The organism is Streptomyces sp. NPDC051913 (genome assembly GCF_044593635.1).
Classification (GTDB): Bacteria; Actinomycetota; Actinomycetes; order Streptomycetales; family Streptomycetaceae; genus Streptomyces.
Genome location: NZ_JBIUCI010000001.1, coordinates 171,686 through 195,342, shown reverse-complemented (window position 1 = coordinate 195,342; position 23,657 = coordinate 171,686). Strand labels below are relative to the sequence as shown.

18 protein-coding genes and 1 pseudogene are annotated in these 23,657 nt (G+C 70.7%); 9 read left to right on the top strand and 10 right to left on the bottom strand.

Annotated elements, in window-relative coordinates:
* Positions 1–135: 135 nt before the first annotated feature.
* From ACIHIX_RS00870 to ACIHIX_RS00860, 3 genes are all read right to left on the bottom strand, one after another.
* Positions 136–1,272 carry an ATP-binding protein gene (locus tag ACIHIX_RS00870; RefSeq protein WP_399948344.1) on the bottom strand — a complete coding sequence of 379 codons (1,137 nt, stop codon included), beginning with the start codon at positions 1,270–1,272 and terminating at the stop codon, positions 136–138.
* Positions 1,269–2,009, bottom strand: a complete 741-nt coding sequence (locus ACIHIX_RS00865) for a response regulator transcription factor (protein WP_399948342.1) — start codon at positions 2,007–2,009, stop codon at positions 1,269–1,271. The genes ACIHIX_RS00870 and ACIHIX_RS00865 overlap by 4 nt, the downstream gene beginning before the upstream one ends.
* A gap of 132 nt (positions 2,010–2,141) precedes the next feature.
* Positions 2,142–2,819 carry a spermidine synthase gene (locus ACIHIX_RS00860; RefSeq protein WP_399948341.1) on the bottom strand — a complete coding sequence of 226 codons (678 nt, stop codon included), beginning with the start codon at positions 2,817–2,819 and terminating at the stop codon, positions 2,142–2,144.
* Between the two features lie 170 nt (positions 2,820–2,989).
* Between ACIHIX_RS00860 and ACIHIX_RS00855 the strand changes: the two genes are divergently transcribed.
* Positions 2,990–3,718 carry a rhomboid-like protein gene (locus ACIHIX_RS00855; protein ID WP_399948339.1) on the top strand — a complete coding sequence of 243 codons (729 nt, stop codon included), beginning with the start codon at positions 2,990–2,992 and terminating at the stop codon, positions 3,716–3,718.
* On the opposite strand, the gene ACIHIX_RS00850 is transcribed toward ACIHIX_RS00855, so the two are convergent.
* The 4 genes and pseudogenes from ACIHIX_RS00850 to ACIHIX_RS00835 form a co-directional block, all read right to left on the bottom strand.
* Positions 3,681–4,211 (bottom strand): toll/interleukin-1 receptor domain-containing protein, encoded by a 531-nt coding sequence (locus ACIHIX_RS00850; protein ID WP_399948337.1) that lies wholly within the window; start codon positions 4,209–4,211, stop codon positions 3,681–3,683. The two genes, ACIHIX_RS00855 and ACIHIX_RS00850, sit on opposite strands and share 38 nt — an antisense overlap.
* 271 nt (positions 4,212–4,482) lie before the next feature.
* Positions 4,483–5,910, bottom strand: coding sequence for a sulfatase (locus tag ACIHIX_RS00845; RefSeq protein ID WP_399948335.1), 1,428 nt, complete (start codon positions 5,908–5,910; stop codon positions 4,483–4,485).
* 231 nt (positions 5,911–6,141) lie between these two features.
* Positions 6,142–6,261 (bottom strand): annotated as a pseudogene (locus ACIHIX_RS00840) (GNAT family N-acetyltransferase); the annotation flags it as partial.
* Positions 6,262–6,400: 139 nt separating this feature from the next.
* Positions 6,401–7,051 carry a GNAT family N-acetyltransferase gene (locus tag ACIHIX_RS00835; protein WP_399948333.1) on the bottom strand — a complete coding sequence of 217 codons (651 nt, stop codon included), beginning with the start codon at positions 7,049–7,051 and terminating at the stop codon, positions 6,401–6,403.
* A gap of 175 nt (positions 7,052–7,226) precedes the next feature.
* Between ACIHIX_RS00835 and lon the strand changes: the two genes are divergently transcribed.
* On the top strand, positions 7,227–9,647 hold the full coding sequence (gene lon, locus ACIHIX_RS00830; RefSeq protein ID WP_399948332.1) for an endopeptidase La: 2,421 nt from the start codon (positions 7,227–7,229) through the stop codon (positions 9,645–9,647).
* 434 nt (positions 9,648–10,081) lie between these two features.
* Here the strand turns inward: lon and ACIHIX_RS00825 are convergent, their stop codons facing one another.
* The gene (locus ACIHIX_RS00825; protein WP_399948330.1) at positions 10,082–10,894 is read right to left on the bottom strand and encodes a lysozyme; all 813 of its coding nucleotides are present in this window, start codon (positions 10,892–10,894) and stop codon (positions 10,082–10,084) included.
* A 239-nt stretch (positions 10,895–11,133) separates the two neighbouring features.
* Between ACIHIX_RS00825 and ACIHIX_RS00820 the strand changes: the two genes are divergently transcribed.
* Positions 11,134–11,628: a MarR family winged helix-turn-helix transcriptional regulator gene (locus tag ACIHIX_RS00820; RefSeq protein ID WP_399948328.1), complete on the top strand. Its 495-nt coding sequence runs from the start codon at positions 11,134–11,136 to the stop codon at positions 11,626–11,628.
* A gap of 52 nt (positions 11,629–11,680) precedes the next feature.
* Positions 11,681–15,913: a tetratricopeptide repeat protein gene (locus ACIHIX_RS00815; protein WP_399948327.1), complete on the top strand. Its 4,233-nt coding sequence runs from the start codon at positions 11,681–11,683 to the stop codon at positions 15,911–15,913.
* 1 nt (position 15,914) lies between these two features.
* Here ACIHIX_RS00815 and ACIHIX_RS00810 read toward each other — a convergent pair whose 3' ends face one another.
* Entirely contained in the window at positions 15,915–16,700 is a 786-nt protein-coding gene (locus ACIHIX_RS00810) for a hypothetical protein (RefSeq protein WP_399948325.1), read from the bottom strand.
* A gap of 368 nt (positions 16,701–17,068) precedes the next feature.
* Between ACIHIX_RS00810 and ACIHIX_RS00805 the strand changes: the two genes are divergently transcribed.
* From ACIHIX_RS00805 to ACIHIX_RS00785, 5 genes are read left to right on the top strand one after another with little or no spacing between them, the layout of a single operon-like run.
* Positions 17,069–19,744, top strand: coding sequence for a nitrate- and nitrite sensing domain-containing protein (locus ACIHIX_RS00805; protein ID WP_399948323.1), 2,676 nt, complete (start codon positions 17,069–17,071; stop codon positions 19,742–19,744).
* On the top strand, positions 19,741–20,247 hold the full coding sequence (locus ACIHIX_RS00800; RefSeq protein ID WP_399948321.1) for a roadblock/LC7 domain-containing protein: 507 nt from the start codon (positions 19,741–19,743) through the stop codon (positions 20,245–20,247). The genes ACIHIX_RS00805 and ACIHIX_RS00800 overlap by 4 nt, the downstream gene beginning before the upstream one ends.
* Positions 20,244–20,651 (top strand): DUF742 domain-containing protein, encoded by a 408-nt coding sequence (locus ACIHIX_RS00795; protein ID WP_399948319.1) that lies wholly within the window; start codon positions 20,244–20,246, stop codon positions 20,649–20,651. Before ACIHIX_RS00800 ends, ACIHIX_RS00795 begins: the two co-directional genes overlap by 4 nt.
* The gene (locus ACIHIX_RS00790; protein WP_399948317.1) at positions 20,632–21,255 is read left to right on the top strand and encodes a GTP-binding protein; all 624 of its coding nucleotides are present in this window, start codon (positions 20,632–20,634) and stop codon (positions 21,253–21,255) included. The genes ACIHIX_RS00795 and ACIHIX_RS00790 overlap by 20 nt, the downstream gene beginning before the upstream one ends.
* Positions 21,256–21,280: 25 nt before the next feature.
* Positions 21,281–22,528, top strand: coding sequence for a styrene monooxygenase/indole monooxygenase family protein (locus ACIHIX_RS00785; RefSeq protein ID WP_399948315.1), 1,248 nt, complete (start codon positions 21,281–21,283; stop codon positions 22,526–22,528).
* On the opposite strand, the gene ACIHIX_RS00780 is transcribed toward ACIHIX_RS00785, so the two are convergent.
* Positions 22,507–23,577, bottom strand: coding sequence for an NlpC/P60 family protein (locus tag ACIHIX_RS00780; RefSeq protein WP_399948313.1), 1,071 nt, complete (start codon positions 23,575–23,577; stop codon positions 22,507–22,509). The genes ACIHIX_RS00785 and ACIHIX_RS00780 overlap by 22 nt on opposite strands.
* Positions 23,578–23,657: the final 80 nt, after the last annotated feature.

The window sequence follows — 23,657 nt, the reverse complement described above, 5'->3', positions numbered from 1 at the left end:
GTTCCGCTTCTCACGGCGGCACCTGGCAAGGGGTGAGCACGGCCCCGGACGCCGATGGCGCGGGCCTGTGGCCGATCACACGTGTCCGTCAGCGCGGACGCCCGTGGATCTTGGGGCTCCGCTTCGAACTTTACGTCAACTTGGCAGAGATGGAAGTCCCGGGAGAGTGACAAGAATCCGGCAGCCACGCTCGGATTCGGCCACTCCGATCCCGCCACCGTGCAGATCCACCGCCCAGCGGGCGATCGCCAGACCGAGCCCGGTACCGCCGTCGCTGCCCGGACCGTGCGGCCGGGTGATGTTGCCGCGGTTGAACCGCTCGAAGACCCGATGCCACTCCGAGCGCGGAATGCCGGGGCCCTCGTCGAGAATCTCCAGCTCAAGGGATTCGGGCAGCGGGCCGCGCCGGGCCTTCACGGTGACCCGGCCGTGCGGCGGGCTGTGCTTGACCGCGTTGTCGATGAGATTCGCCACCACCTGGTGGATCCGCTCCGGGTCCGCGTGCGCGGTCAGCTCCGGCGGGGTCACGTCCAGGTGCAGATGCACGTCGGTGCGGGTGTGGCTGCCGGATCCGGAACCGATGCCCGCGCGGGCCGAGGCGACCATGTTGGCCTCCTTCAGCACGCCCGACAGATACGGCCACACCTCGAAGCGGCGCCGCTTCAGCGGGACGACGCCGTTGTCCAGGCGGGAGAGGTCGAGGAGCGTCTCGACCAGCCGGCCGAGCCGCTCCGTCTGCTTCAGGGCCGTACGCATCGTCTCGGGGTCCGCGGGCGAGACGCCGTCCACGATGTTCTCCAGCACCGCCCTGAGGCCCGCGATGGGCGTGCGGAGCTCGTGGGAGACGTTCGCCACGAGCTCCTTGCGCTGCTGTTCCTGGGCCTCCAGGTCGTCGGCCATGCGATTGATCGTCTCGGCCAGGTCCCCGAGCTCGTCGCGGCGGTTCTCGCGCACCCGGCGGGTGTAGTCGCCGTGCGAGATGGAGCGGGCGACCGCGTTCATCTCGTCCAGCGGGGCCGTGAGCGAGTGCGCCACGAACTGGGTGATGAGCAAGGTGGCGATCATGGAGAAGACCGTGATGAACCGGATCTCCGTCTTGGTCTGCACCGCGATCATCGACAGACCCGTGGTGATCAGGACCGAGGCGACGACCAGCGCCCCCAGCTTGGTCTTGATCGAGAACGGGCGCACGCTGCCCCAGGGCTCACCGGGAGCACCCTTGGGGTCCCCGGGCCCCCAGGGGCCTCTCCGTCCGGCCGGACCCTCGCTCATGGCGTCGGCGTCTCCAGGGCGTAGCCCACGCCGTGCACCGTGCGGATCCGCTCGGCGCCGATCTTCCGCCGCAGCGCCTTGATGTGACTGTCGACCGTGCGGGTGCCGGAGGCGTCCGCCCAGTCCCACACCTCGGCCAGCAGCTGCTCCCGGGAGAGCACCGCGCGCGGGGTGTTCGCCAGGCACACCAGCAGGTCGAACTCGGTCGGCGTGAGGTGAACGTCCTCACTGCGCACCCGCACCCGGCGCTGCGCGTGGTCGATCTCCAGCTCGCCCAGGCGCAGGATGCCCGAACGGGGTGTGGCGGCGGCCAGCGCCGCCCGCTCCACGCGCCGCAGCAGGACGTGCACCCGGGCCGCCAGCTCACGCATCGAGAAGGGCTTGGTCATGTAGTCGTCGGCGCCCACGCCGAGCCCGACCAGCATGTCGGTCTCGTCGTCCCGGGCGGTCAGCATCAGCACCGGCACCGGACGGGCGGCCTGCACCCGGCGGCAGACCTCCAGGCCGTCGAAGCCGGGCAGCATGATGTCGAGGATCAGCAGATCGGGCTGCCAGGCCTCGGCCGTGTCGACCGCGGCCGGACCGTCGCCCGCGGTCTGCACGACGAATCCCTCGGCGCGCAGCCGGTTCGCGATGGCCTCCACGATCGTCGGGTCGTCCTCGACCACCAGCACCCGGCGCTGTGCGCCCGGGGTGGCCGTAGCCGTGCCGTTGTGGGAGGTGTGTGTCTGCTCCATCGCCCGCCCCAAAAGTTGCTTTCCGGAATCAGTGGGGTGATTCCGCTCTCTGGCTTGCCTGCGCATGCTTGCGATTGACGCTTGAATGATCTGCGTCAGGGAAGCAGAGTACGGGGAGTCACCGGGCCACGGCTATCCAGGTCGGACGCCGAGATGAACGACGTCCGGAACGCCCCGGGCAACCGGGATCTCTTCGGTACGCACCTGTTGGAACCCGGCATTCCGTAGGGAACTTTCAAATTCCGGAGAGGGCTGCGCCGACCACACGGCCAGCACCCCGCCCGGTGTCAACGCCCTTGCGCAGCTGGCCAGTCCGGCCGACGAGTACAGCCCGTCGTTGCCCTCGGTGACCGTCCAGTCCGGTCCGTTGTCGATGTCCAGGCACAGAACGTCGTACGTGTCCGATGTCTCATTGACGTAAGTGACAAGATCCGTTTCCAGAATCTTTGCGCGTGCATCCGCCAGGGCGTGTGCGGTGAGCGCGGACAGCGGGCCGGTCCGGTGCCAGTCGATGATGGCGGACTCCCGCTCCACGACCGTGATCCGGCCCCAGCGCGGATTCCCGGCGGCGTGCACGAGCGAGAAGCCGACGCCGAGGCCGCCGATCAGCACGCTCGGCGCGGCCCGGTCGTCCAGCGCGGCGAGCGCGGCGTCGACCAGCAGCCGCTCGGAGCGGCCGTCGGAAGTGTCCATCAGGAAACAGCCGTTGGCGATGATCTGCAGCAACTCCCCGTGCCGGCGCAGCACGACCTCGCCGTGCGGGCCCTCGCGACGGTCCAGGACTTCGGGGATGTCGTACGAGAGAGGCATCGGCCCATCCTGGCAGGTCGGTTGGCCGCGCACCGAGATTTACGGGCGGGTGCCGGGCCGCCGGACGGTTCTTGAGAACTGCCTGTGAATCGACCTCCGCGTGGCGCCGGTCACAGACAAGGGTGTGGCCGGGGGCGAATCGTGGGGCGAAACGGAAGGAGCGCCTCGCGGTGGAACGGACTGAGACGGCCGGCCTTCCCGATGCCGCCGAGCTGCTCGACGGCATCCCGAGTCAGCGAGGGTCGACGCCGGCGGCTCGCACCGCTCCGGCACGCCCCCGCCCCTGGCGCCTGCTCCCCACCCCCACCGGGACCCCCTTCACCTTCGGGTACGCCGCCGTCCTCGCCGTGACCTCACTGGTCACCGAGTACGCCGACCCCGACCTCGTGCACACCATGCTCCAGGGCTCCAGCACCGATGTGGCCCACCTCGTGCGGACGCCGGTGCTCGTGCTGCTCGCCAGCGCGCTGTGGATCGCGGGCGGGCTGCTGGCGCCGTACACCCTCGGCTTCCTGCTGGTGCTGACCGCCCTGGAGCGGCGGATCGGCGGGGCGCGGGCGGCCGTGGTGTTCCTGCTCGGGCATGTCGGGGCCACGCTGCTCACCGAAGTGCCGGTGGGGCTGGCGGTGTTGGCCGGGCGGCTGCCGGACAGCTCGCTGCACCGCCTGGACTACGGCATCAGCTTCGGCGTCGCCGCGAGCTTCGGGGCGCTCGCCGGGTTGCTGCGGCCTTGGCTGCGATGGCCACTGCTGGTGCTGTTCGGCGGGATGCTGGTCCAGGACCTGCTCGCCTTCACCGATCCGCTGAGCAACTGGGGGCATCTGTTCTCGCTGGCGATCGGGGTGGGCGCGTGGCCGTTGGTCAGACGGTGGCGGAGAGTTGGGAGAGCAGTTCGGTGACGATGGTCTGCGGGGTGTGACGGGAGAGGTTGCGGTACTGGGTGCGTTGGAGGAAGTCGGGGAGTTCCATCCGCTCCAGACAGACCGGCACCAGCCGTACGTCGCCCTCGACGGAGTACCGGTGCAGCTCGCGCGCCTCCAGCATGCAGTACTTGCTCTCCAGGTACTCCTTCGACAGCAGCAGCACCCCGACCGCGGACTTGGCCAGGTTCCCCATCAGATCGTCGAGCCAGTCCTCGCCGACACCGATGGCGCCGTGCTGCCGGAAGTCGAAGACGTTCTGGAAGCGGTCGTTCAGCAACTGCGCGAACGTGGCCGCCTGGTCCTGGTTGGCGGACGCGTAGCTCAGGAAGACGCGTTCGTTGCGCTTGGCGGCGGAGCGGAAGTACTCCAGCGCCTGCGCGGTGCTGCCGATGTAGCGGGGCTGTTCGTCGATCACCCGCAGATGGGGTTCGACGGCCGCGACGAGGTCGTCGGGATCGGCCCAGCGCACGATCGCCTTGCGATGGCCGGTCGGGATCTCGCCGTAGAGCGTCTGCTCCAGCGTCCCGGAGGCCCGGGGCGAGACAAGACGATCCGACAGTCACCCGCGGCCAGCGCCGCCCCGATCTCCTCACCGGCCGCCAGCGCGGCCTCGGTGTCGCCCATCGGCGGGTCGTACGACCGCCCCGGGTCCGCACTCCCCAACACCGCGATCAACGGCCCCATGGGCCATCCCCCCTCCGCGCCGGCTCGGAACACGGCGCGCAGGAGGTTCCCTTCCGTCAGTTCCCGTCCCGCAAACGGGCTTTCGCCAGCGCCGCCGCCAACGCCGGCACACCGAGCCTCTGTTCGTCCTCCGGGCCTGCGCCGTGCAGCCGGTTCCTGAGCTGATACGGATCGGCGCGCAGGTCGTAGTACTCGCGGAAGAGCACCTTGCCGTCACCGTGCGGGCGGCCGTCGGTGCCGAGGCGGGTGCGGTAGTACTCGGTGTACTGCTCGGTCCTGCCGACGTACGACGCCCAGGTGTGGATCGGCTGCTTGTCCTGCCGGTTCCACCACCACTCGGCGAGCAGATGGGTGCGGTCGTTGTCCCGGTCGAGCAGGGAGTGACCGTCGTGCGGGGTGTCCGGGGCGACGCCCGCCGCGGCGAGGAGGGTGGGCGCGATGTCGACGTGGCCGGTGAGCCGGTCGTCGGTGCGGGCGCCGCCGTGGCCGCCGGCGGGCCAGGAGAGGTGGAAGGGCACCTCCAGGCTCGGCCGGTACGGCACCGACTTGCGCAGCCAGCCGTGGTCGCCCCAGCACAGGCCGTGGTCGCTGGTGAACAGCACGAGCGTGTTGTCGAGTTGACCGAGCGCGCGCAGCTTGTCGCGGAAGTCGCGCATCGCGTCGTCCACCGAGAGCAGCGTGCGCAACTGACGGGTGCGCAGGGCGCTGCCCTCGGCGAAGGTGTGGCGGGCCCGGCGGAGGTAGGGCGGTTTGTCGCCCTTGCTCGGTTCGAGGACCGACGGGCGGCCCTGCCACTCGGGCACGCGCGTGTGGGCGTACTTCCGCTCCGGGATGTTGACCTCGTGCGCGGAGCGCGTGGCGACGAACGCGAACCAGGGCCGGGTGTCGTCGCGGCTGCGCTCGATGAAGTCGAGGGCGCGGTCCTTGATGACGGTGGTGTTGTAGCCGGGGACGGTCCGGACGGTGCCGTTGTCGTTGTAGTGGCCGTTGTAGTAGCGCACCGGCTCCTGGAGCAGCCACTCGTCGAAGTGGGGCGGGTTGTGGCCGGTGGGCCAGTAGTTGAGGTACTTGCCGAACAGGCCGGTGCGGTAACCCGCCTCGTGCAACCGGCGCTGGACCGTGGTGCGTTGGTCGAGGTGGCCGGGGTGGCGGGTGTCGAGGAGACCGTGGTTGTGGGCGTACCGGCCCGACATGATCGACGCCCGGGACGGCGCGCAGAGCGGGGTGTTGGCGTGCGCCCGCCCGAAGGTCGTACCACTGCCGCCGAGCCAGTCCAGGGTCTGCGGGAGCGCCCAGTCCGTGCCTTTCGGCTGGTCGTCGGTGAGGACCAGGAGGATGTTGGGGCGGGTGTCCCCACGGGTGGCGGGGGAGGGGGCGCGGCTCGCGACGGGGGCGGCGGGGCGGGCGGGGGTGGCGCCGCCGGTGGGGGAGTCGTCTCCGGTGGCCCTGAGCAGGAGCGGCAGCGCGGCCCCCGTCGCCGCCACGGCTGCCCCCGTCAGCACCGCCCGCCGCCCGGGCCCCCGCCGCTCATCCGTTTGTCCAACTCCCCGCAAAACCCCGTATTAACGCTCAATCGAGCTGTGAACGAGCTTGCAGTCTGCGGGCACTTCCTGTGAACGGCGTTGCGGGGATGTCGCGGCGGGCTTGCGATGACGTGGCGATCAGGGCCGGTCAGCGGGGTCGGCGGCCTCCGGTGCAGGTGTCGGTGTGGCGTCCGTGTCGGCGGAGGCGTCGACGTGCAGACAGGTCACGCCCCGGACGACGGCGAGGGCGTCGCGGGTCGCGACGGGCGCACGGTGGACGCCGCGGCCCCGCCACGCGGCGAGCGTGGAGCCGTCCGCAGGCTCGCGATGTTCGCGACACTACGCGGCAGCGGCCTCGGAGCCGTCCTCCACCCCACCGCCTCACCCCGCGCGGCGAAGAAGTCCCGAAGTCCCGCTGCCACGCGATCGGCCGGTCTTCCCCGCCCCCGTTTCAGTTTCCGGTGTACTTCGCGCTCGTCAGCACCGCCGACACCGTCCAGCCCAGCGACTCGTACAGCGCCCGTCCCGCGGGCGTGCCCGCCAGTACGCATCGCTCCGCCCCCGCCTCCAGCGCCGCTCGCTGGAGGGTGCGCATGACGAGGGTGGCGAGACCGCGGCGCTGGTGGGCGGGGGAGGTGGCGATCTGGTCGGCGACCGCGGTGGCGCCGGTCGGGGCGAGCTGGCCGCGGGCCGCCCAGGAGCCGTCGGGGCCGGCGACCATGGTGCGGACGACTCCGCCGCGCGACCAGGTGTGCTGCCGGTAGCCCTCCGGGAGCGGGGGCACCTCGGCGGTCGCCGGGGTGAGGGGGAGCGTCATCAGATAGCCGGGCTCGGGGTCGATCCACCAGCGGTCGTCCAGCCAGCCGGAGACCACGGCCGGATGCCGGAACGCCTTGAGCCAGACCCCGGCCCCGGTCACGCCCTCGGCGACCTTCCGTACGGCCGCCCGCTCGACGCCCTCGCCGGTCCCGCCGAGGACATGGCGGGTGACGTGCCCGTCCATGCCCATGTCGATCGTGCAGCCCCAGGGCTCCAGCACCGGAGGGGCCGCCCCGCGCGAGACGACCCACCCGTCCACCCAGGCGCGCACGGTCTCGTCCACGACATCTCCTCGTAATGACTGAAAGGCTTGAGTGGCTATTACTAGGGAGACGATACGCGGCTCCCCACGCACCCCGACAGACGTGATCGCTCACAGCGAACGCGTCCGGGGGAACATTCGGAGGCTCACGTGCATTGAGTCGGCATAGCTCAACTTGAGTGCCGAAGGGGAGATCATGGCTTCGACGTCCACACTGCTCACTCTGCCTGTGCTGCCGCTCGACGACGAGGTCGTGCTGCCCGGAATGGTGGTCCCGCTCGATCTGAACGACGCCGATGTGCGCGCCGCGGTGGAGGCCGCCCAGGCCGCCGCCCGCTCCGAGCCCGGAAAGCCCAAGGTCCTGCTGGTGCCCCGGATCGACGGCACCTACGCGAGCACCGGTGTCCTCGGCACCGTCGAGCAGGTCGGCCGGCTCGCCGACGGCGACCCGGGCGCGCTCATCCGCGGTCGCGGCCGTGTGCAGATCGGCGCCGGCACCACCGGCCCGGGCGCGGCGCTGTGGGTCGAGGGCACGCGGATCGACGAGACGGTCCCCGAGCCGCAGCCCGGCCATGTCACCGAACTGGTCAAGGAGTACAAGGCCCTCGCCACCGCCTGGCTGCGCAAGCGCGGCGCCTGGCAGGTCGTGGACCGCGTGCAGGCCATCGACGACGTCTCCACGCTCGCCGACAACTCCGGCTACTCGCCCTTCCTGACCACCGAGCAGAAGGTCGAGCTGCTGGAGACCGCCGACCCGGTCGCCCGTCTCAAGCTCGCCACCCAGCAGCTGCGCGACCACCTCGCCGAGCAGGACGTCGCCGAGACCATCGCCAAGGACGTCCAGGAGGGCGTCGACAAGCAGCAGCGCGAGTTCCTGCTCCGCCGCCAGCTGGAAGCCGTACGCAAGGAACTGCGCGAGCTCAACGGCGACTCCAAGGACGCGGCCGAGGAGTCCGACGACTACCGCGCGCGCGTGGAGGCAGCCGACCTGCCCGAGAAGGTCCGCGAGGCCGCCCTCAAGGAGGTCGACAAGCTGGAGCGGTCCAGCGACCAGTCCCCGGAGGGCTCCTGGATCCGCACCTGGCTGGACAGCGTCCTCGAACTCCCGTGGAACGAGCGGACCGAGGACGCGTACGACATCCAGGGCGCCCAGTCCGTGCTCGACGCCGAGCACGCGGGCCTGGAGGACGTGAAGGAGCGGATCACCGAGTACCTGGCGGTGCGCAAGCGCCGCAGTGACCGTGGGCTCGGTGTGGTCGGCGGCCGGCGCGGCGGCGCCGTACTGGCCCTCGTCGGTCCGCCCGGTGTCGGCAAGACGTCCCTCGGCGAGTCCGTCGCGCACGCCATGGGCCGCAAGTTCGTCCGTGTCGCCCTCGGCGGCGTCCGCGACGAGGCGGAGATCCGCGGCCACCGGCGGACCTACGTCGGCGCGCTGCCCGGCCGGATCGTGCGGGCCATCAAGGAGGCCGGGTCGATGAACCCGGTGGTCCTGCTGGACGAGATCGACAAGGTGGGCTCCGACTTCCGCGGCGACCCGGCCGCGGCGCTCCTCGAAGTCCTCGACCCGGCGCAGAACCACACCTTCCGCGACCACTACCTGGAGGTCGAACTCGACCTGAGCGACGTGGTGTTCCTGGCGACGGCGAACGTGCTCGAAGCCATCCCGGAGGCCCTGCTCGACCGTATGGAGCTGGTCCGACTCGACGGCTACACCGAGGACGAGAAGGTCGTCATCGCCCGTGACCACCTGCTCCCGCGCCAGCTGGAGCGGGCGGGACTCGCGGCGGACGAGGTGACGCTGGACGAGAGCGCGCTGCGCAAGCTCGCCGGCGAGTACACCCGCGAGGCGGGCGTCCGCACCCTGGAGCGGGCGATCGCGAGGCTGCTGCGCAAGGTCGCCGCCCAGCACGAACTGGGCGAGCGGAAGCTGCCGTTCACCGTGACGGACGGGGAGCTGCGCGACCTGATCGGCCGCCCGCACCACGTCCCCGAGTCCGCCCAGGACCCGGCCGAGCGTCGTACCGCGGTGCCGGGTGTGGCGACGGGCCTCGCGGTGACCGGAGCCGGCGGTGACGTCCTGTTCGTCGAGGCGTCCCTGGCCGACCCGGAGACGGGCGCGGCGGGCCTGACCCTCACCGGTCAGCTGGGCGACGTGATGAAGGAGAGCGCGCAGATCGCCCTGTCCTTCCTGCGCTCGCACGGCGCCGAACTCGAACTGCCGGTCGGCGACCTGAAGGACCGGGGCGTGCACATCCACTTCCCGGCGGGCGCGGTCCCGAAGGACGGCCCGAGCGCGGGCATCACGATGACGACGGCGCTGGCGTCGCTGCTGAGCGGACGCCAGGTCCGCACGGACGTGGCGATGACCGGCGAGGTCTCCCTGACCGGCCGGGTCCTGCCCATCGGCGGCGTGAAGCAGAAGCTGCTGGCCGCGCACCGGGCGGGCGTCACGACCGTCATCATCCCCAAGCGCAACGAGGCCGATCTGGACGACGTCCCGTCCGAGGTGCTGGACAAGCTGGAGGTCCACCCGGTGACCGACGTCCGCCAGGTCCTGGAGCTGGCGCTGTCCCCGGCGACGGCCGGGGCGACGCCGGAGGTTCCAGTGGCGGCGTGACGCCTGGTGGCGGAGCGGCGCCGGGTGGCGACGTGCCGTCCGGTGGCCGTGTGACTTCCGGCCGCGGCGTGACGGACGCGGCCGGATGAGGTGAAGGCCCGGGTTCTCGTGAGGGAGGCCCGGGCCTTCGCCGTACGTTCGTGGGTCACCCGTCGGCGAGGGCGTCGACCGTGTCGAGGGCCCCGTTGCTGCATCTTCCGGGGGGCGACCCCCGGGCCCCCGGCCGGAGGTGGTGTTGTACTAGCCGTTGGCGAGGGCGACGACCCTGTCGAGGGCCTCGTTGCTGCATCTTCCGGGGGGCGACCGCCGGGCCCCCGGCCGGAGGTGGTGTTGCACTAGCCGTTGGCGAGGGCGACGACCCTGTCGAGGGCCCCGTTGCTGCATCTTCCGGGGGGGGGGCGACCCCCGGGCCCCCAGCCGGAGGTGGTGTGGCACTAGCCGTTGGCGAGGGCCACGACCCTGTCGAGGGCCCCGTTGAACTTGTTGTGGTCGCCGACGGTCGGCCCGGAGGAGGTGTACTGCCACATGGTCTGGTAGGCCCACCCCGCGGGCAGCGTCCCCACGGTCGTCGCGTACCGCGCGATCCACAACGGGTTGGCGGCCGCGAACCCGCCGTAGTTCCCCGTGCACTCCGTCCACCAGGTGGTGGCGGTGTAGATGACGGCGTCACGTCCGGTCCGCGCCTTGTACCGGTTCAGGAAGTCACGGATCCAGGTCACCATCGCGCTCTGCGTCTTGCCGTAGCAGGAGGCGCCGTACGGGTTCCACTCGATGTCGAGCGCCCCGGGCAGCGTCCTGCCGTCCCGGGACCAGCCGCCGCCGTGGTCGACGAAGTAGTCGGCCTGTGTGGCGCCACCGGTCGTGTCCGGGGTGGCGAAGTGGTAGGAGCCGCGGATCATGCCGACGTCGTAGGAGCCGTTGTACTGCTGGGCGAAGTACGGGTTCGTGTAGTACGTCCCCTCCGTCGCCTTCACATACGCCCACTTCACGCCGCTGCTCCACAGCGTGGACCAGGCGACGTTGCCCTGATGGCTGGAGACGTCCACGCCCTCGGTCTGCGCGGCACGCGTGTCACGCGGGGTGCCGCTCTGGCCGTCGTGGGCGAGGACACCGACACCCATGTAGGCGGAGCCGCGGGCCGGGGTGTCGGCGGCGGTGGCGGTGGTGGGGAGGGAGACGGCGGCGAGGAGCGTGGTGAGAACGGCCGTGAGGAAGAGGCGAACCGGTCTGAGTCTGTGCACGGGCATGCGTGCCTCCGAAGGCTCGGTGGGGGGACGTGCCGGAAACGTGGGGGGTGGTCTCCTGTGACTTCTGGCGTGGCCATGCCAGTAAGTGCCTGGTAAAGAAGCTACGCACGTAGAAGAGGGCGGGGGAAGAGGGACCGGGGGCTGCCGTTGGTCTTGACCTGCGAAATACTGACCGAGCTGCGGCGATGACGGCATTTGGCGGAAACTTTCACGACCCGAAAACCGAGGCAGGGACTGACGTGCACGAAGACGCGAACGGCGGCGGACGCGGAGCCGGCTCCGCCCTGCCCGGGAGTGGTGTGGACCAGCCCGAGTTCCTGGCGCTGGAACGCGAGTTGACCGTGCTGCTGCGGCGCGCCCGGGCCAACCAGGGCGAGATGGCCCGCGAGGTCCACCCGGACCTGGAGTCCTCCGCGTACGGCCTCCTGGTCCGCCTCGACGAACACGGCCGCCAGCGGGCCACGGAACTCGCCGCGTACATCGGCGTGGGCAAGGCGACCATGTCCCGCCAGCTCCGGGCCCTGGAGGACCTGGGCCTCGTCACCCGCGCACCCGATCCCGCGGACGGCCGGGCGTGGCTCGTCGAGCTGACGGAGGAGGGGCGGTCGCGGGTGGGGCGGGTACGGGACGCGCGGCGGGCCCGGTATGCGGGGCGGCTGGCGGACTGGGATCCGAAGGAGGTCTCGGAGCTGGCGCGGCTGCTGAACCAACTGAACCTGGGCATGGAGAAATAGGCGGCCGACCTGCGGTACAGCGCACCTCGTAGGGGGAATTGGGCCGTTACGAGTGCTGGGGCCCGGGTGGCGCTCTAGCATTCACTTCTCAGCTTCGGGGGCGGCTGACAGTGTTCCCTCGGCTCCGGGGCGCTGGGTACGGAGGTGCGGGGTGGCCGGAGCCGGGGCCGAGCGGTACGACGTCTTCTTCTCCTACGCACACGGCGACGGGGAATGGCCCATCGCGCTCGCGGAGAATCTTCAGCGGCTCGGGCTGAGGGTGTGGTTCGACCGTTGGGAGATGGTCGGCGGCCAGCTGGTGCCGATGCGGTTGCAGGAGGGACTGGCGGCGGCCGACTCGGTGGTGGCCGTGGTGACCCCCAAGTGGATCGCCTCCAAGTGGTGCAACGAGGAGTTCGCGGCGGCCATCACGGGCGCGGTGGAGGGCCGGCAGCGGCTGATCCCGGTTCTGTGGGGTCGCGAGGCGACGATCCCGCCCTTCCTCGCCTCGCGCTTCGGCGTCGACTTCCGCACGGTGGCGACACCGGACCAGTACCGGACGAAGGTCCGCGAACTGCGCGACGCGGCGAACGAGTTGCCGATGGCTCCGCCGCCGGGCGCCACGGGCCTGGTGATCCCGCCCAAGGGACTGCCGTACCGTTCGGACGGGCCCATCCATGCCGAGTTACGGGTGGGAGCGGCGTCGGTGGCGTTCTCCACCGAGGGCGCCGAGACGTCCGCCGGGGGGCCTGAACCGGCGGCAACGCAGTTGGACGAGCGGATCCGCGAGCTGCGTCGGGCACGGCAGCGCGAGCGCGGCGATCGCGTGACCCGGACCGCGCCCCCGACGGAGAGCCCCGCCGTCACGGCAGGCGTGAACAGCGCCCTTGACGCCGTGGGCCGGGCCCTGGGCGAGCGGTTCCTGAACGGCGAGGTGGCGGACGCGCTGCGGCGCGAGGTGGAGCTGGCCCGCGGCTGCAACGCGCCGCTGCGGATCGGCCTTCAGGTCGACCAGCCGGAGTGGCGGGACCTGCCGTGGGAGAGTGTGGTGGTGCCCGGCGCACAGAGCCCGCTGGCGCTCTCCGAGAACGTCGACTTCTACCGCACGGTACGGCGGGACGCCCCGCCCGTGGCCATGTCCGTCCCGGGACCACTGCGCATCCTGGCGGTGGTCGCGAGCCCGGAGTCGGGCAGCGGGGAACTTCTCGACTACGAGAAGGAGTTGGCGCTCATCCTGGACGCGGTCGGTTCGGCGCGGACCAGGCAGGGCGCGTACGTAAGAGTCCTGAACTGGGGCGGAGTCGCCGAGATCCGGGCTGCTCTGGAGGAGGAGCGTTTCCACGTCCTGCACCTGTCGTGCCATGCCGGTCCGGGCGTGCTGCACCTGGAGAAGGACGACGGCCGGGTGGACGAGGTCGACGCCGGGCGCTTCATGGACGAGGTGCTTCCTCCGGGACGCGGCGTGCCCTTGGTCGTCCTGTCCGGTTGCTCCACGGCCCAGGCACCGGAGCCCGCCGCCGAGGACGCGGCGGCCGAGGCCAGGGCCGGGCTGGCCCGGGAACTGCTGGGCCGGGGCGTGCCGAGCGTGCTGGCCATGACCGAGTCGGTCACCGACCCCTACGCCACCGAACTGGCGGCCTGCGTGTACGAGGAGCTGGCCCGGGCCGAACATCCCGTCCCGCTGACGGCGTTGTCCCGCGCGCGACGACGCCTGGAGGCAGCACGGCGGAAGCTTCAGGTCGGCGACCCGCGCGGTGACTGGCCGGAATGGTCCATCCCGACGCTCTTTCTGGCCGGTCCGCCGGTGCCGCTCTTCGATGCGGGGGAGGGTATGCGGCCGGTGACGCCGACGCCGGAACGGGTGCCGGAAGAAGGGATGGTGGTCCGCAAGGTCGGTGAGTTCGTCGGACGCCGTGCGGAGCTGCGGCGCCTGCTGGCCGTACTGCGCGACTCCCGTCAGGCCGGCGCCCTGATCCACGGCATCGGAGGGGTGGGCAAGTCGACGCTCACCGCCGAGCTCCTCCACCACTTGGGCGCCGAGTCGGGGTTGGTGGTCCCGGTACCGGCCGGGACCGCCCCGACAGTCGACTCGGTGCTGGAGATCCTGCGCAAACGGCTCCTCGCGCACTGCGTCTCAGCGGGAGTGTCGGATGACGACCCACTGCGCCGGGCCGCGGCCGAACTCGTCAACGCCTCCCCGCCGTGGCGGGACCGCTGGGAGCTGATCCGGCAGGTGGTCCTGCCGCGGTTGCCTGCGTTGCTGGTGCTGGACAACGCCGAGGACCTGTTGACCGGTTCCGGTTCCGAACGCCGGCTCTCCGACCCCGAACTGGCCGACTTCCTCGCCGCGTGGGCGTCGGCCGCGCCACACGCCCGGCTGCTGGTCACCAGCCGGTTCCCGTTCGCGCTGCCGCAGCGCATGCACCGGCGCCTGACGGCACATCATCTCGGCCCGCTGTCCTTCGCCGAGACCCGCAAACTGATCTGGCGCCTGCCGGGCCTGGATGCCCTCGACCGCACGGACCTGCGCCGCGCCTACACCGACGTCGGCGGCCACCCCCGCGCCCTGGAGTACCTCGACGCCCTGCTGCGCGGCGGCGAGGCCCGCTTCCCGGACATCGCCGACCGTATGGAGGAGGCGTTGGAGCGGCGGGGGGTGCGTGATCCTCGACGGTGGTTGGCCGGGGTGGCGGGCGACCTGGACAAGGCGCTGGCGGAGACGGTGACGTTGGCGGTGGATGATGTGCTGCTGGATGCGTTGCTGGGGCAGTTGGATGCGGTTCCGCGGGCTCGTCGGATGTTGGACGGGCTTGCTGTGAATCGGCAGCCGGTGGACTGGGCTGGGGCGGCATGGCAGTTGTCGGAGCTGACGGCAGTGCCGGAAGCTGACCCTGGGCTATTGGCTCGGATAGGACACCTCAACGAAGAGATCGCCGAAGCCGAAGCGGCGCGTGGTCAAAGCGCGGATGGCGGGGATCCCCCACTGCAGGCGCTCGAACAGCACGCGCGGCTCAGCGTGGAGTTGTACGTGTTCCCGGTCCGGCAGATCGAGGGTGCCGAAGAATCCTTGAGCCTCCTGCTGGAGCTGGGGCTTGTATCCCCGACCTCGACAACCAACTTGGTGGTGCACCGCTGGACGGCGGACGCCCTCCAGCAGCGCAGCACTCCGGAGGCCCTCACGGAAGCCCATCGCAGGGCTGCCACTTACTGGCAGTGGCGCTTCGAGGTGCTACCGCAGGACAAGACCGCGGATATCGTCGATCTCCTTGAAGCCCGGTACCACTTTCATCAGGCTGATGACCTCAATGGAGCGTCGTTGGCAACTGATCATGTGTGCTTGCAATTGCAGGACTGGGGTGCATGGGATTGGGAAGAGCAGCTCCTCAAGGAGAGCATTTCCTGGTTCCCGACTGTCTCCAACGAGGCCGCTGCCTACCTCCATCAAATGGGTATCGTCGCACATTCGAGGGGCGACTTTTCCGAGGCTGAGGCACGCTGCCGTGAGGCACTCGCCATCAAGGAGGAGTTGGGCGATCAGGTGGGAATGGCCAACAGTCATCAGCACCTCGGCGTGATCGCGCAGGAGCGGGGGAATCTAGACGAGGCCGAGAGATACTACCGGAAGTCCCTGCGCCTCTACGAAGAGTTGGACCTTCGATACAACATCTCCAACACTTTGCATCACCTCGGAATTGTTGCGCAGCTGCGGGGGAACCTTTCCGAGGCCGAGACGTACTATCTCAAATCTCTCGCCCTGAAGGAGGAGGTGGTCGACCGGTCGGGTATGGCCGGCAGCTACCACCACCTGGGCATGATTGCGATGGAGCGAGGGAATCTCGACGAGGCCGAGGAATACTCCCGCAATTCACTCACCATCAGCGCGGAGTTCGGCGTGCGATCGAGCATGGGCGCGGCACATCATCTGCTCGGCAGGATCGCGCAGAAGCGGCGGAATTTCGACGAGGCCGAAGGGTACTACCGTAGTTCGCTCGACATCAGCGAAGACCTGGGAGACCGGAACGCCATCGCCAACGCCGTAGGGCAACTCGGCGTACTGCATACCGTGACCGACCGGCCCGCCCAAGGCGTTCCGTACAGCCTTCAAGCGCTCGCCATCCACCTTGAGATCGGAATGTCACCGGGTGTGGACCTCGGATGGTTGGCCCACCAGCGATCCCTCCTGGGGGACGACGCTTTCGAGGAGACCCTCCGTGCGCATGTGACCGAAAGGGATGCAGAGATCATCATGTCGGCCACACTTCCGAACACAGACCCCTCAGAGCCCGACACCGCCCCCACCCCCTGACTCACCACTCCACAAACACCACCGAAGCATCGTCATGCCGCTTGCCCCGCCCCAGAAACACCCCCTCCACATCCGCCCCCTCCAACTCCCGCACCTGCCCCACCAACGCAGCAGCCCCCTCCTTCCGCACCACCCGCAAGCAGTCCCCCCATCCCCCCTCCCGGAACTTCTCCACCCACCGAGTAGCCCCGTCCGTCATCGCGGCCAACGCCCGCACCGACGCCCCCGGCAGCACCCCCGTCACCGCCCGCCCCGCCACCCCGGGATCCGCGGCCGCAGTGAAGAAGCCGCCCTCCTTGTTGCGGAGGTGTGCGTCGATGAAGGTGTCGGTTGTCAAAGACGCCCGCGGCAGCAGGGCCAGGCGGTCGTCCTCCAGGGTTGTGACCGCTCCGTCGGGGGCCTCTACCAGCAGGACCGAGTCGGAGAGGATCAGGTACTCCACCGCCTCGGAGGACCACCGCGCCACCACCACCGTGGCCTGAGGTGTGCGTGAGTGAGAAAGGTCACACGTGTGTGCGTGGGCATCGGCGGTACGTGCGATCGCGAGGCTCAGCGCCTCGGTCAGCGGCACATCCGGGAGGGAAACGGTCAGTTCGGTCAGCGCGCCGCCCAGGCGTGAGACGAACCAGGGGACGGAATGCAGACAGCCCGTGGGGCCGTTCGGTGGCGTCACGCCGTCGAGGAGCACCAGCACCCCACCCCGCCCGGACGCGGGAAGGCTCACGCTCGCGAAGTCCTCGTTGGGGCGGGTCGGATCGCCGGGTTCCGAGACGAGTTCAGTACGCATCCAGCCAGTCTGCACGAGCCCTTCACAGCGTTCACGAAAGGCTGGCATCGCTCGCCGAATCGGTGCAGGCGCGCAGGTCAGGCGTCTGATTTGGGCTGGAATGCTTCACTCCGGCAGCGCGTGGCGGCAGATCATGCCATCGTGCGCCCCGGACGTCCAACCGGCCCGCCGCGCAAGGCCCCTGACTGTGCCACGGGAACTTGCTCCCCAACTCCCCTCCGGGGTTCACTCCTTCGAGTGGCGGGTCGGGTGATGCACGACCACTGCCCACTGGCGCTGGGAGGGTCGGGAACCGTACCGGGAGTACCCGTCAGTTGACGGAGCGTCACCCGGGCCCATGGGTACACGAGTCAGGAATGCGAGCACCGGTGCAGAAGACGCGGCCTCGTCGTACGAGCAAGCAGACGGCCTCCGCCGACACCACCTCCGCCCCCGCCCCTGACGGGGCCGTCGTGGGCAAGGGTCGCCCCACCCACGTACGCAACCGGCTCATCGTGGCCGTCGCCGTCGTGGCCGCCGCCATCGCCGGGGCCGGAGCCCCGTCCGTACTCGCCGCCTCCCAGGACCTCAGCGACTCCCAGGACCTGGTGACCCTCGCCGAGCAGACCCAGGACGCGCTCGCCCTCGCCCACGCGCTCGCCGACGAGCGGGACGAGGTGACGTCGTACGTCGCCGCCGGGCGCCCTCGCTCCAAGGCGCCGTCCGAGCAGCGCAGCGCCCGCGTCGACCGGCAGGTCGAGGAACTGCGCGCCGACACCGACACCCCGGCCGACCTCCGTGCCGACCTCGACGGGATCGCCGCCCTGCGCAGAGCGGTGCTCACCGGCAAGAGCACCGCTCTCGAAGCGCACGCCTCCTACTCCGCCACCATCACCGAGCTGCACCGCCTCGCCGAGCAACTGGCCGAGCAGCTGCCGCCCCGCGCAGGCTCCGGCGCGTACTCCCTGGCCGAGCTGGACTCCGCCGTCCAGCAGGCCGCCGCCACCCGCGGTCTGCTGCTCGCCGCCCTGAGCGTGCCCAGCAGCACCCAGACGGTCACCGACCCCATCACCGGGATCGCCTCCACCGTCACCACCACCTCCGAGGCCGACGCCAAGCAGCGCGCCGCCCTCACCGCCGCCGCCCAGCAGGCCCGCCTCCGCTCCGACGCCGCGCTCGCCGACTTCCACGAGACCGCGCCCAAGGACACCGCGGCCCGCTACGACTCCACCGTCACCGGCCCCGAGGTCAACTCCGCCGAGAAGTACCTGGCCTCCCTCACCGACCAGCCCACCCTCTCCGACCGCGAACTCGACACCAGCGCCAAGAAACTCGACGCCGCCCTCTCGGCCCGTGTCGAGCTGATGCGCGGCGTGGAGTCCGCGCTCTACCACCAGCGCACCGAGGACCTCGCCCAGCTCCGCGACGACGACGTGACCGCCTGGGAGATCCGCATCGCGGTCCTCGGCGCCCTCATGCTGCTAGCCGTCGGCATCGCCACCGCCATGGCCCGCACCCTCACCCGCCCGCTGGCGGTCCTGCGGCTGGGCACCGCGCGCCTCGCCACGACGGAGGACCCGGCCACCGCGGAACCCGTCAAGTTCACCGGCCGCAACGACGAGTTCGCCCAGGTCGTCCGCTCCGTCAACACGCTGCACGCGCACGTCCTCGGCGTCCAGGGCCGGATCACCACCCTTGAGGCCGACCGCAAACACCTCGTCGCCCAGCGCCAGAAGATGGCCGACGCCCGCGAGGAACTCCGCGCCGAACTCGCCGACTCCGCCGCCCAGCTGACCCGGCTCAGGGAGAGCATCGGCGGCACCTTCGTCAACCTCGCGCTGCGCACGCTCGGCCTGGTCGAGCGCCAACTGGCCGTCATCGAGGGCCTGGAGGAGCGCGAGCAGGATCCCGACCGCCTCGCGACCCTCTTCAAGCTCGACCACTTCGCCACCGTCATGCGCCGCCACAGCGAGAACCTCCTGGTCCTCGCGGGCACGGAACACGTCCAGCAGCACGCGGGCCCGGTCCCGCTGGTGGACGTCGTCCGGGCCGCGGTCAGCGAGATCGAGCGCTACGAGCGGGTCCGCATCGCCGCCCTGCCCCCGCACGCGCACGTCGCGGGTTTCGCCGCCGACGACCTCTCCCACCTCCTCGCCGAACTGATGGAGAACGCCACCTCGTTCTCCCCGCCGGACATGCCCGTCGAGGTCTCCGGCTGGCTCCTGGAGAGCGGCGAGGTCATGCTCTCCGTCCAGGACGAGGGCATCGGCATGACCGAGGACCGTCTGGACCGCCTCAACTCCCGCCTCGCCGAGTTCGACCCTGACTCCCCGTACGACCAGGAGGGCGAGGAGGGTCTCGGCCTCGGCCTCTACGTCGTCGCCCGCCTGGCCCACCGCCACGGCGTCCGCGTCCGGCTGCGCGAGCAGAAGCAGGGCGGCATCGCGGCGGTCGTGGTCCTGCCGAAGTCGCTGCTGGCGGCCGCGCCCTCGGCGGCGGTACCGTCCGCGACCTCCCCGCTGTCGGCCACGACCCACTCCTTCTCCCTCCCGGGCGCCGACGCGGAGGCCAACTCCAACGTCCTGCCGGGCCGTTCGGGGGGCGCGGGGGACCCGCTGGTGGAGCTGGCGGAGAAGACCGTACGGGAGCAGGGGCCGGCGGCGGAGAAGGCCGTACGGGAGCGGGAGCCGGCGGCGGAGGAGACCCCGTCGGAGACGACGATGGAGCTCCTGGCCCCGGTGCCGGAGCCCACCGCCGAACCACCAGCGGCCGGCGAAGGCGAGGCCGAGGCGGAACACCACCGCGCCCCCGACGACGAACAACTCACCGCCAAGGGCCTCCCCAAGCGCACCCCGAAGATCACGGCACCGGCGGAACCGCCCCGCCAGCGCAGCGCCTCCGTCGACGCCGAGGCCCTCCGCCGTAGGCTCGGTGGCTTCCGCCGGGGGGCGGATGCCGGCTACCGCGACGTGGAAGCAGAGATCGCCGAACAGACGGGGCAGACGAGGACGCCCGCACAGTCCGAAGAAGCCACGGGGGGCACTCCCGAGGAGGCAAGCAGTTGACCGCGCCCAGTACCTTCGGACTGAGCAGTGAAGCCCGCAACCTGCACTGGCTGCTGACGAACCTGGTCGAGGAGGTGCCGGGCATCCAGTCAGTAGCGGTGGTCTCATCGGACGGCCTGCTCCTGCTCTCCTCCGACCCCGGCCGAAACGACGAGGCCCGCACCCGCGCCCCCGAGATCAAGGGCCCGCGCGGATCGTCGGCCGACCTCGCCACCATCGTCTCCGGCATCGGCAGCCTGACCATCGGCGCCGCCAAGCTCATGGAGTCCGGCCCGGTCAAGCACACCATGGTCGCGATGGACGAGGGCAGCCTGTTCGTGATGTCGATCAGCGACGGCTCGCTGCTCGGAGTGCACGGCTCCGCGGACTGCGACATGAGCGTCGTGGCGTACCACATGGCCCTGTTCGTGGGCCGCGCCGGCCATGTCCTGACGCCCGAACTCCGCAGCGAGCTACGAAAATCCCTGGAGAGCGAGACCCAATCGGCAGGGAGCACCCGATGACCGATCGCCCCCACCTTCCCGTCCGCGGCGGCGACCGCAAGCCCGCCCGCGTCCGCCCCTACTCGCTCACCGGCGGCCGTACGCGCTTCGGCCACGTCCTCCTCGTGGAGACGTTCGTCGCGGCCCTTGAGGCCCCGGAAGAGCGGAAAGAACTGACGAATGGTTCCCTCAACACCCGGGTCATGCCCGAGATGCGGGCCATCGTCGAACTCTGCCGCCGGATGCGTACGGTGGCCGAGATCGCCGCGCTGCTGAAGATGCCGCTCGGCGTGGTCCGGGTGCTGCTCAGCGACCTCGCGGACCAGGGAAAGATCCGTGTGTACGGCACCGGCACCGGTCACGGCACCGGCCGTCCGGACCGCGCTCTGCTCGAAAGGGTGCTGAATGGACTCCGTCGTCTTTGAGAACGTCGGTGCGGACACCGACGAGGACCTGAAGTCCTGGCAGACGGACCGAACCCGGGCCCCGGTCGCGACGAAGATCGTGGTCGCCGGCGGTTTCGGCGTCGGCAAGACCACCCTCGTCACCGCCGTCTCCGAGATCACGCCTCTGCAGACCGAGGCGCTGATGACCGAGGCGAGCGAGGAGACCGACGATCTCACCGCCACGCCCGGCAAGCTGACGACCACCGTGGCCATGGACTTCGGCCGCCTCACGCTCGACGACGACCTGGTGCTCTACCTGTTCGGCACGCCGGGCCAGCAGCGCTTCTGGTTCATGTGGGACGACCTGGTGCGCGGTGCGATCGGCGCCGTCGTCCTGGCCGACACACGCCGCCTGAAGGACTGCTTCCCGGCGCTGGACTACTTCGAGAGCTGCGGACTGCCGTACGTCGTCGCGGTCAACCACTTCGACGGCAGCGAGCTCTTCGAACCGGAGGACGTGCGGGAGGCGTTGACGATCCCGGCGCACATACCTGTAATGATCATGGACGCGCGCCGCCGGATCTCGGTGATCGAGACCCTGCTCTCCCTGGTCGGCCACGCCCTGGACGAAACCCCCGAGTAGCACCCACCAAGGAGTCACCACCCGCATGCGGAAGATACTCGTCGTAGGAGCCGGTCAGTCCGGACTCCAGCTCGCCCTCGGACTCCAGTCGCACGGGTACGAGGTCACCCTGATGTCGAACCGGACGGCGGACGAGATCCGCTCCGGCCGCGTCATGTCGACGCAGTGCATGTTCCACACGGCACTGCAGCACGAGCGCGATCTCCAGCTGAACTTCTGGGAGTCCCAGGCCCCGAAGATCGAAGGACTCGGCGTCTCGGTCGCGGCCCCCGGGTCGTGGGGGGAGGGCCCGGCGGCCCGTGCCATCGACTGGGTGGGCAAGCTCGACGGGTACGCGCAGTCGGTCGACCAGCGGGTGAAGATGGCCGGCTGGATGGAGACCTTCGCCCAGCGCGGCGGCCAACTCGTCATCCACGGCGCGGCGGTCTCCGACCTCGACTACTTCTCCCGTACGTACGACCTGGTGCTGGTCTCGGCGGGCAAGGGCGAGCTGGTCTCGATGTTCGCCCGGGACCCCGAGCGCTCCCCCTACACCGAACCCCAGCGCGCCCTCGCCGTCTCCTACGTCCACGGCCTCGGCCCGCGCCCCGAGCACCCGGAGTTCGACGCGGTCCGCTGCAACCTCGTCCCCGGCGTCGGCGAGCTGTTCATCATGCCGACGCTCACCACCTCGGGCCGCGCCGACATCCTGTTCTGGGAGGGCATACCCGGCGGCCCGCTCGACGTCTTCAACGGCGTCAAGGACCCGGCGCAGCACCTCTCCCTGACCCTGGAACTCATGGAGCGGTACACGCCCTGGGAGCACGCGCGGGCCACGAACGTCGAACTCACCGACGCGGGCGGCACGTTGGCCGGGCGCTACGCCCCGACCGTCCGCAACCCGATCGGCCGCCTCCCTGGCGGCGGACTCGTCCTCGGCGTCGCGGACGTCGTCGTCGCCAACGATCCGATCACGGGACAGGGCTCCAACTCGGCCTCCAAGTGCGCGGCCTCCTACCTCGCCTCGATCCTGGAGCGCGGGGAGAAGGAGTTCGACGAGGAGTGGATGCAGGGCACGTTCGACCGCTACTGGGACACCGCCCAGCACGTCACCAAGTGGACGAACGCGATGCTGGCCCCGCCGCCGGAGCACATCCTCAACCTCATCGGCGCGGCGGGCCAGTTGCAGCCCGCCGCCGACCGCTTCGCCAACGCCTTCAACGACCCGTCCGACTTCGAGAACTTCTTCTACGAGCCGGAGAAGACAGCGGCCTACCTGGCGTCCTTGTCCTGAGCTCCGTCCGGGCGCACCGCCCCCAGGATCGGGTGGGAAGCGAGAGGGGAGACCTTGACCTTCTCACCCGTCCGCGGGGCCTGCACGACCTGCCCGCCGCCCAGATACATGGCCACATGGGTCGCCTTCGGGAAGTAGACCACCAGGTCGCCGGGCCGGAGCTCACGCAGCGGAACCCGCGGCAGCCGGGCCCACTGCTCCTGACTGGTCCGCGGAACGGGCCTGCCCGCATGCCCCCAGGCCTGCGACGTCAACCCTGAGCAGTCGTACGCCTCGGGCCCCTCGGCCCCCCACTCGTACGGTTTCCCGAGCTGTTGGACGGCGTACCGCACGGCCCGGTCCGCCGCCCGCGTCGGCTCGCCCGAGTCCTCGCCACTGCCCAGGGCGCCCGAGGTGACGAGGTCCTCCTGAGCCGCCTCGACGTCCGTCCGCTCCAACTCGGCGACGGCGCCGAGCTGTTCCTCCGTCAGGGAGGCGAGCAGCTCCTCGACGTCGTCCAGCTTCCTCCGTACGCCGTCCCGGTCCTTCTTCTGCCGTACGGCGAGGGTGAGTTGCCGGTCGAGAGCCTTGCGCGCGGCGCGGGCCAGTCCGTCGGCCTTCTTCTCGCTTCCCGTCAGCCGGCCCACCGCTTCGGCCCGCTCCCGCGCCAACTGCCCGATCACATGGCCCTGATCGAGCGCGTGCTGCGGATCACGGGCCAGGAGCAGGCGTACGTACGGCGAGATGTCGGTGCTGTTCTGGTACTGCTGCCGGGCGAGGCGTCCCGCGGCCCCCCGGCTGTCGTGGAGCGAGAGCCGGGCCCGCGCCAGCCGGCCGTCGAGCCGGCGCACCTCGGCCCGCTGCTCCTTCAGCTTCTCCGCGGTGGCGTTGTACGTCTCGGTCGCCTCCTCGGCCTCCTGGTACAGCCGCTGAAGATCCGTCAGCAGCTCGGAGACGCTTCGGTCGTCGGGCGCGGGCGGCTCCGGTACGGCCGCCGCGGGCAAGGGCGCGAGGACGATGCCGGCCGCCACCGCCGCCGTACACACCAGACGCAGAAGCCTTCCTGACACGTCATCACCTCCGGTGCGTAGCAGCCTCTCTGCTCCGCACCGCGAGCATGGGACGGGCGCCCCGCCCGCGCGCGCCGGGT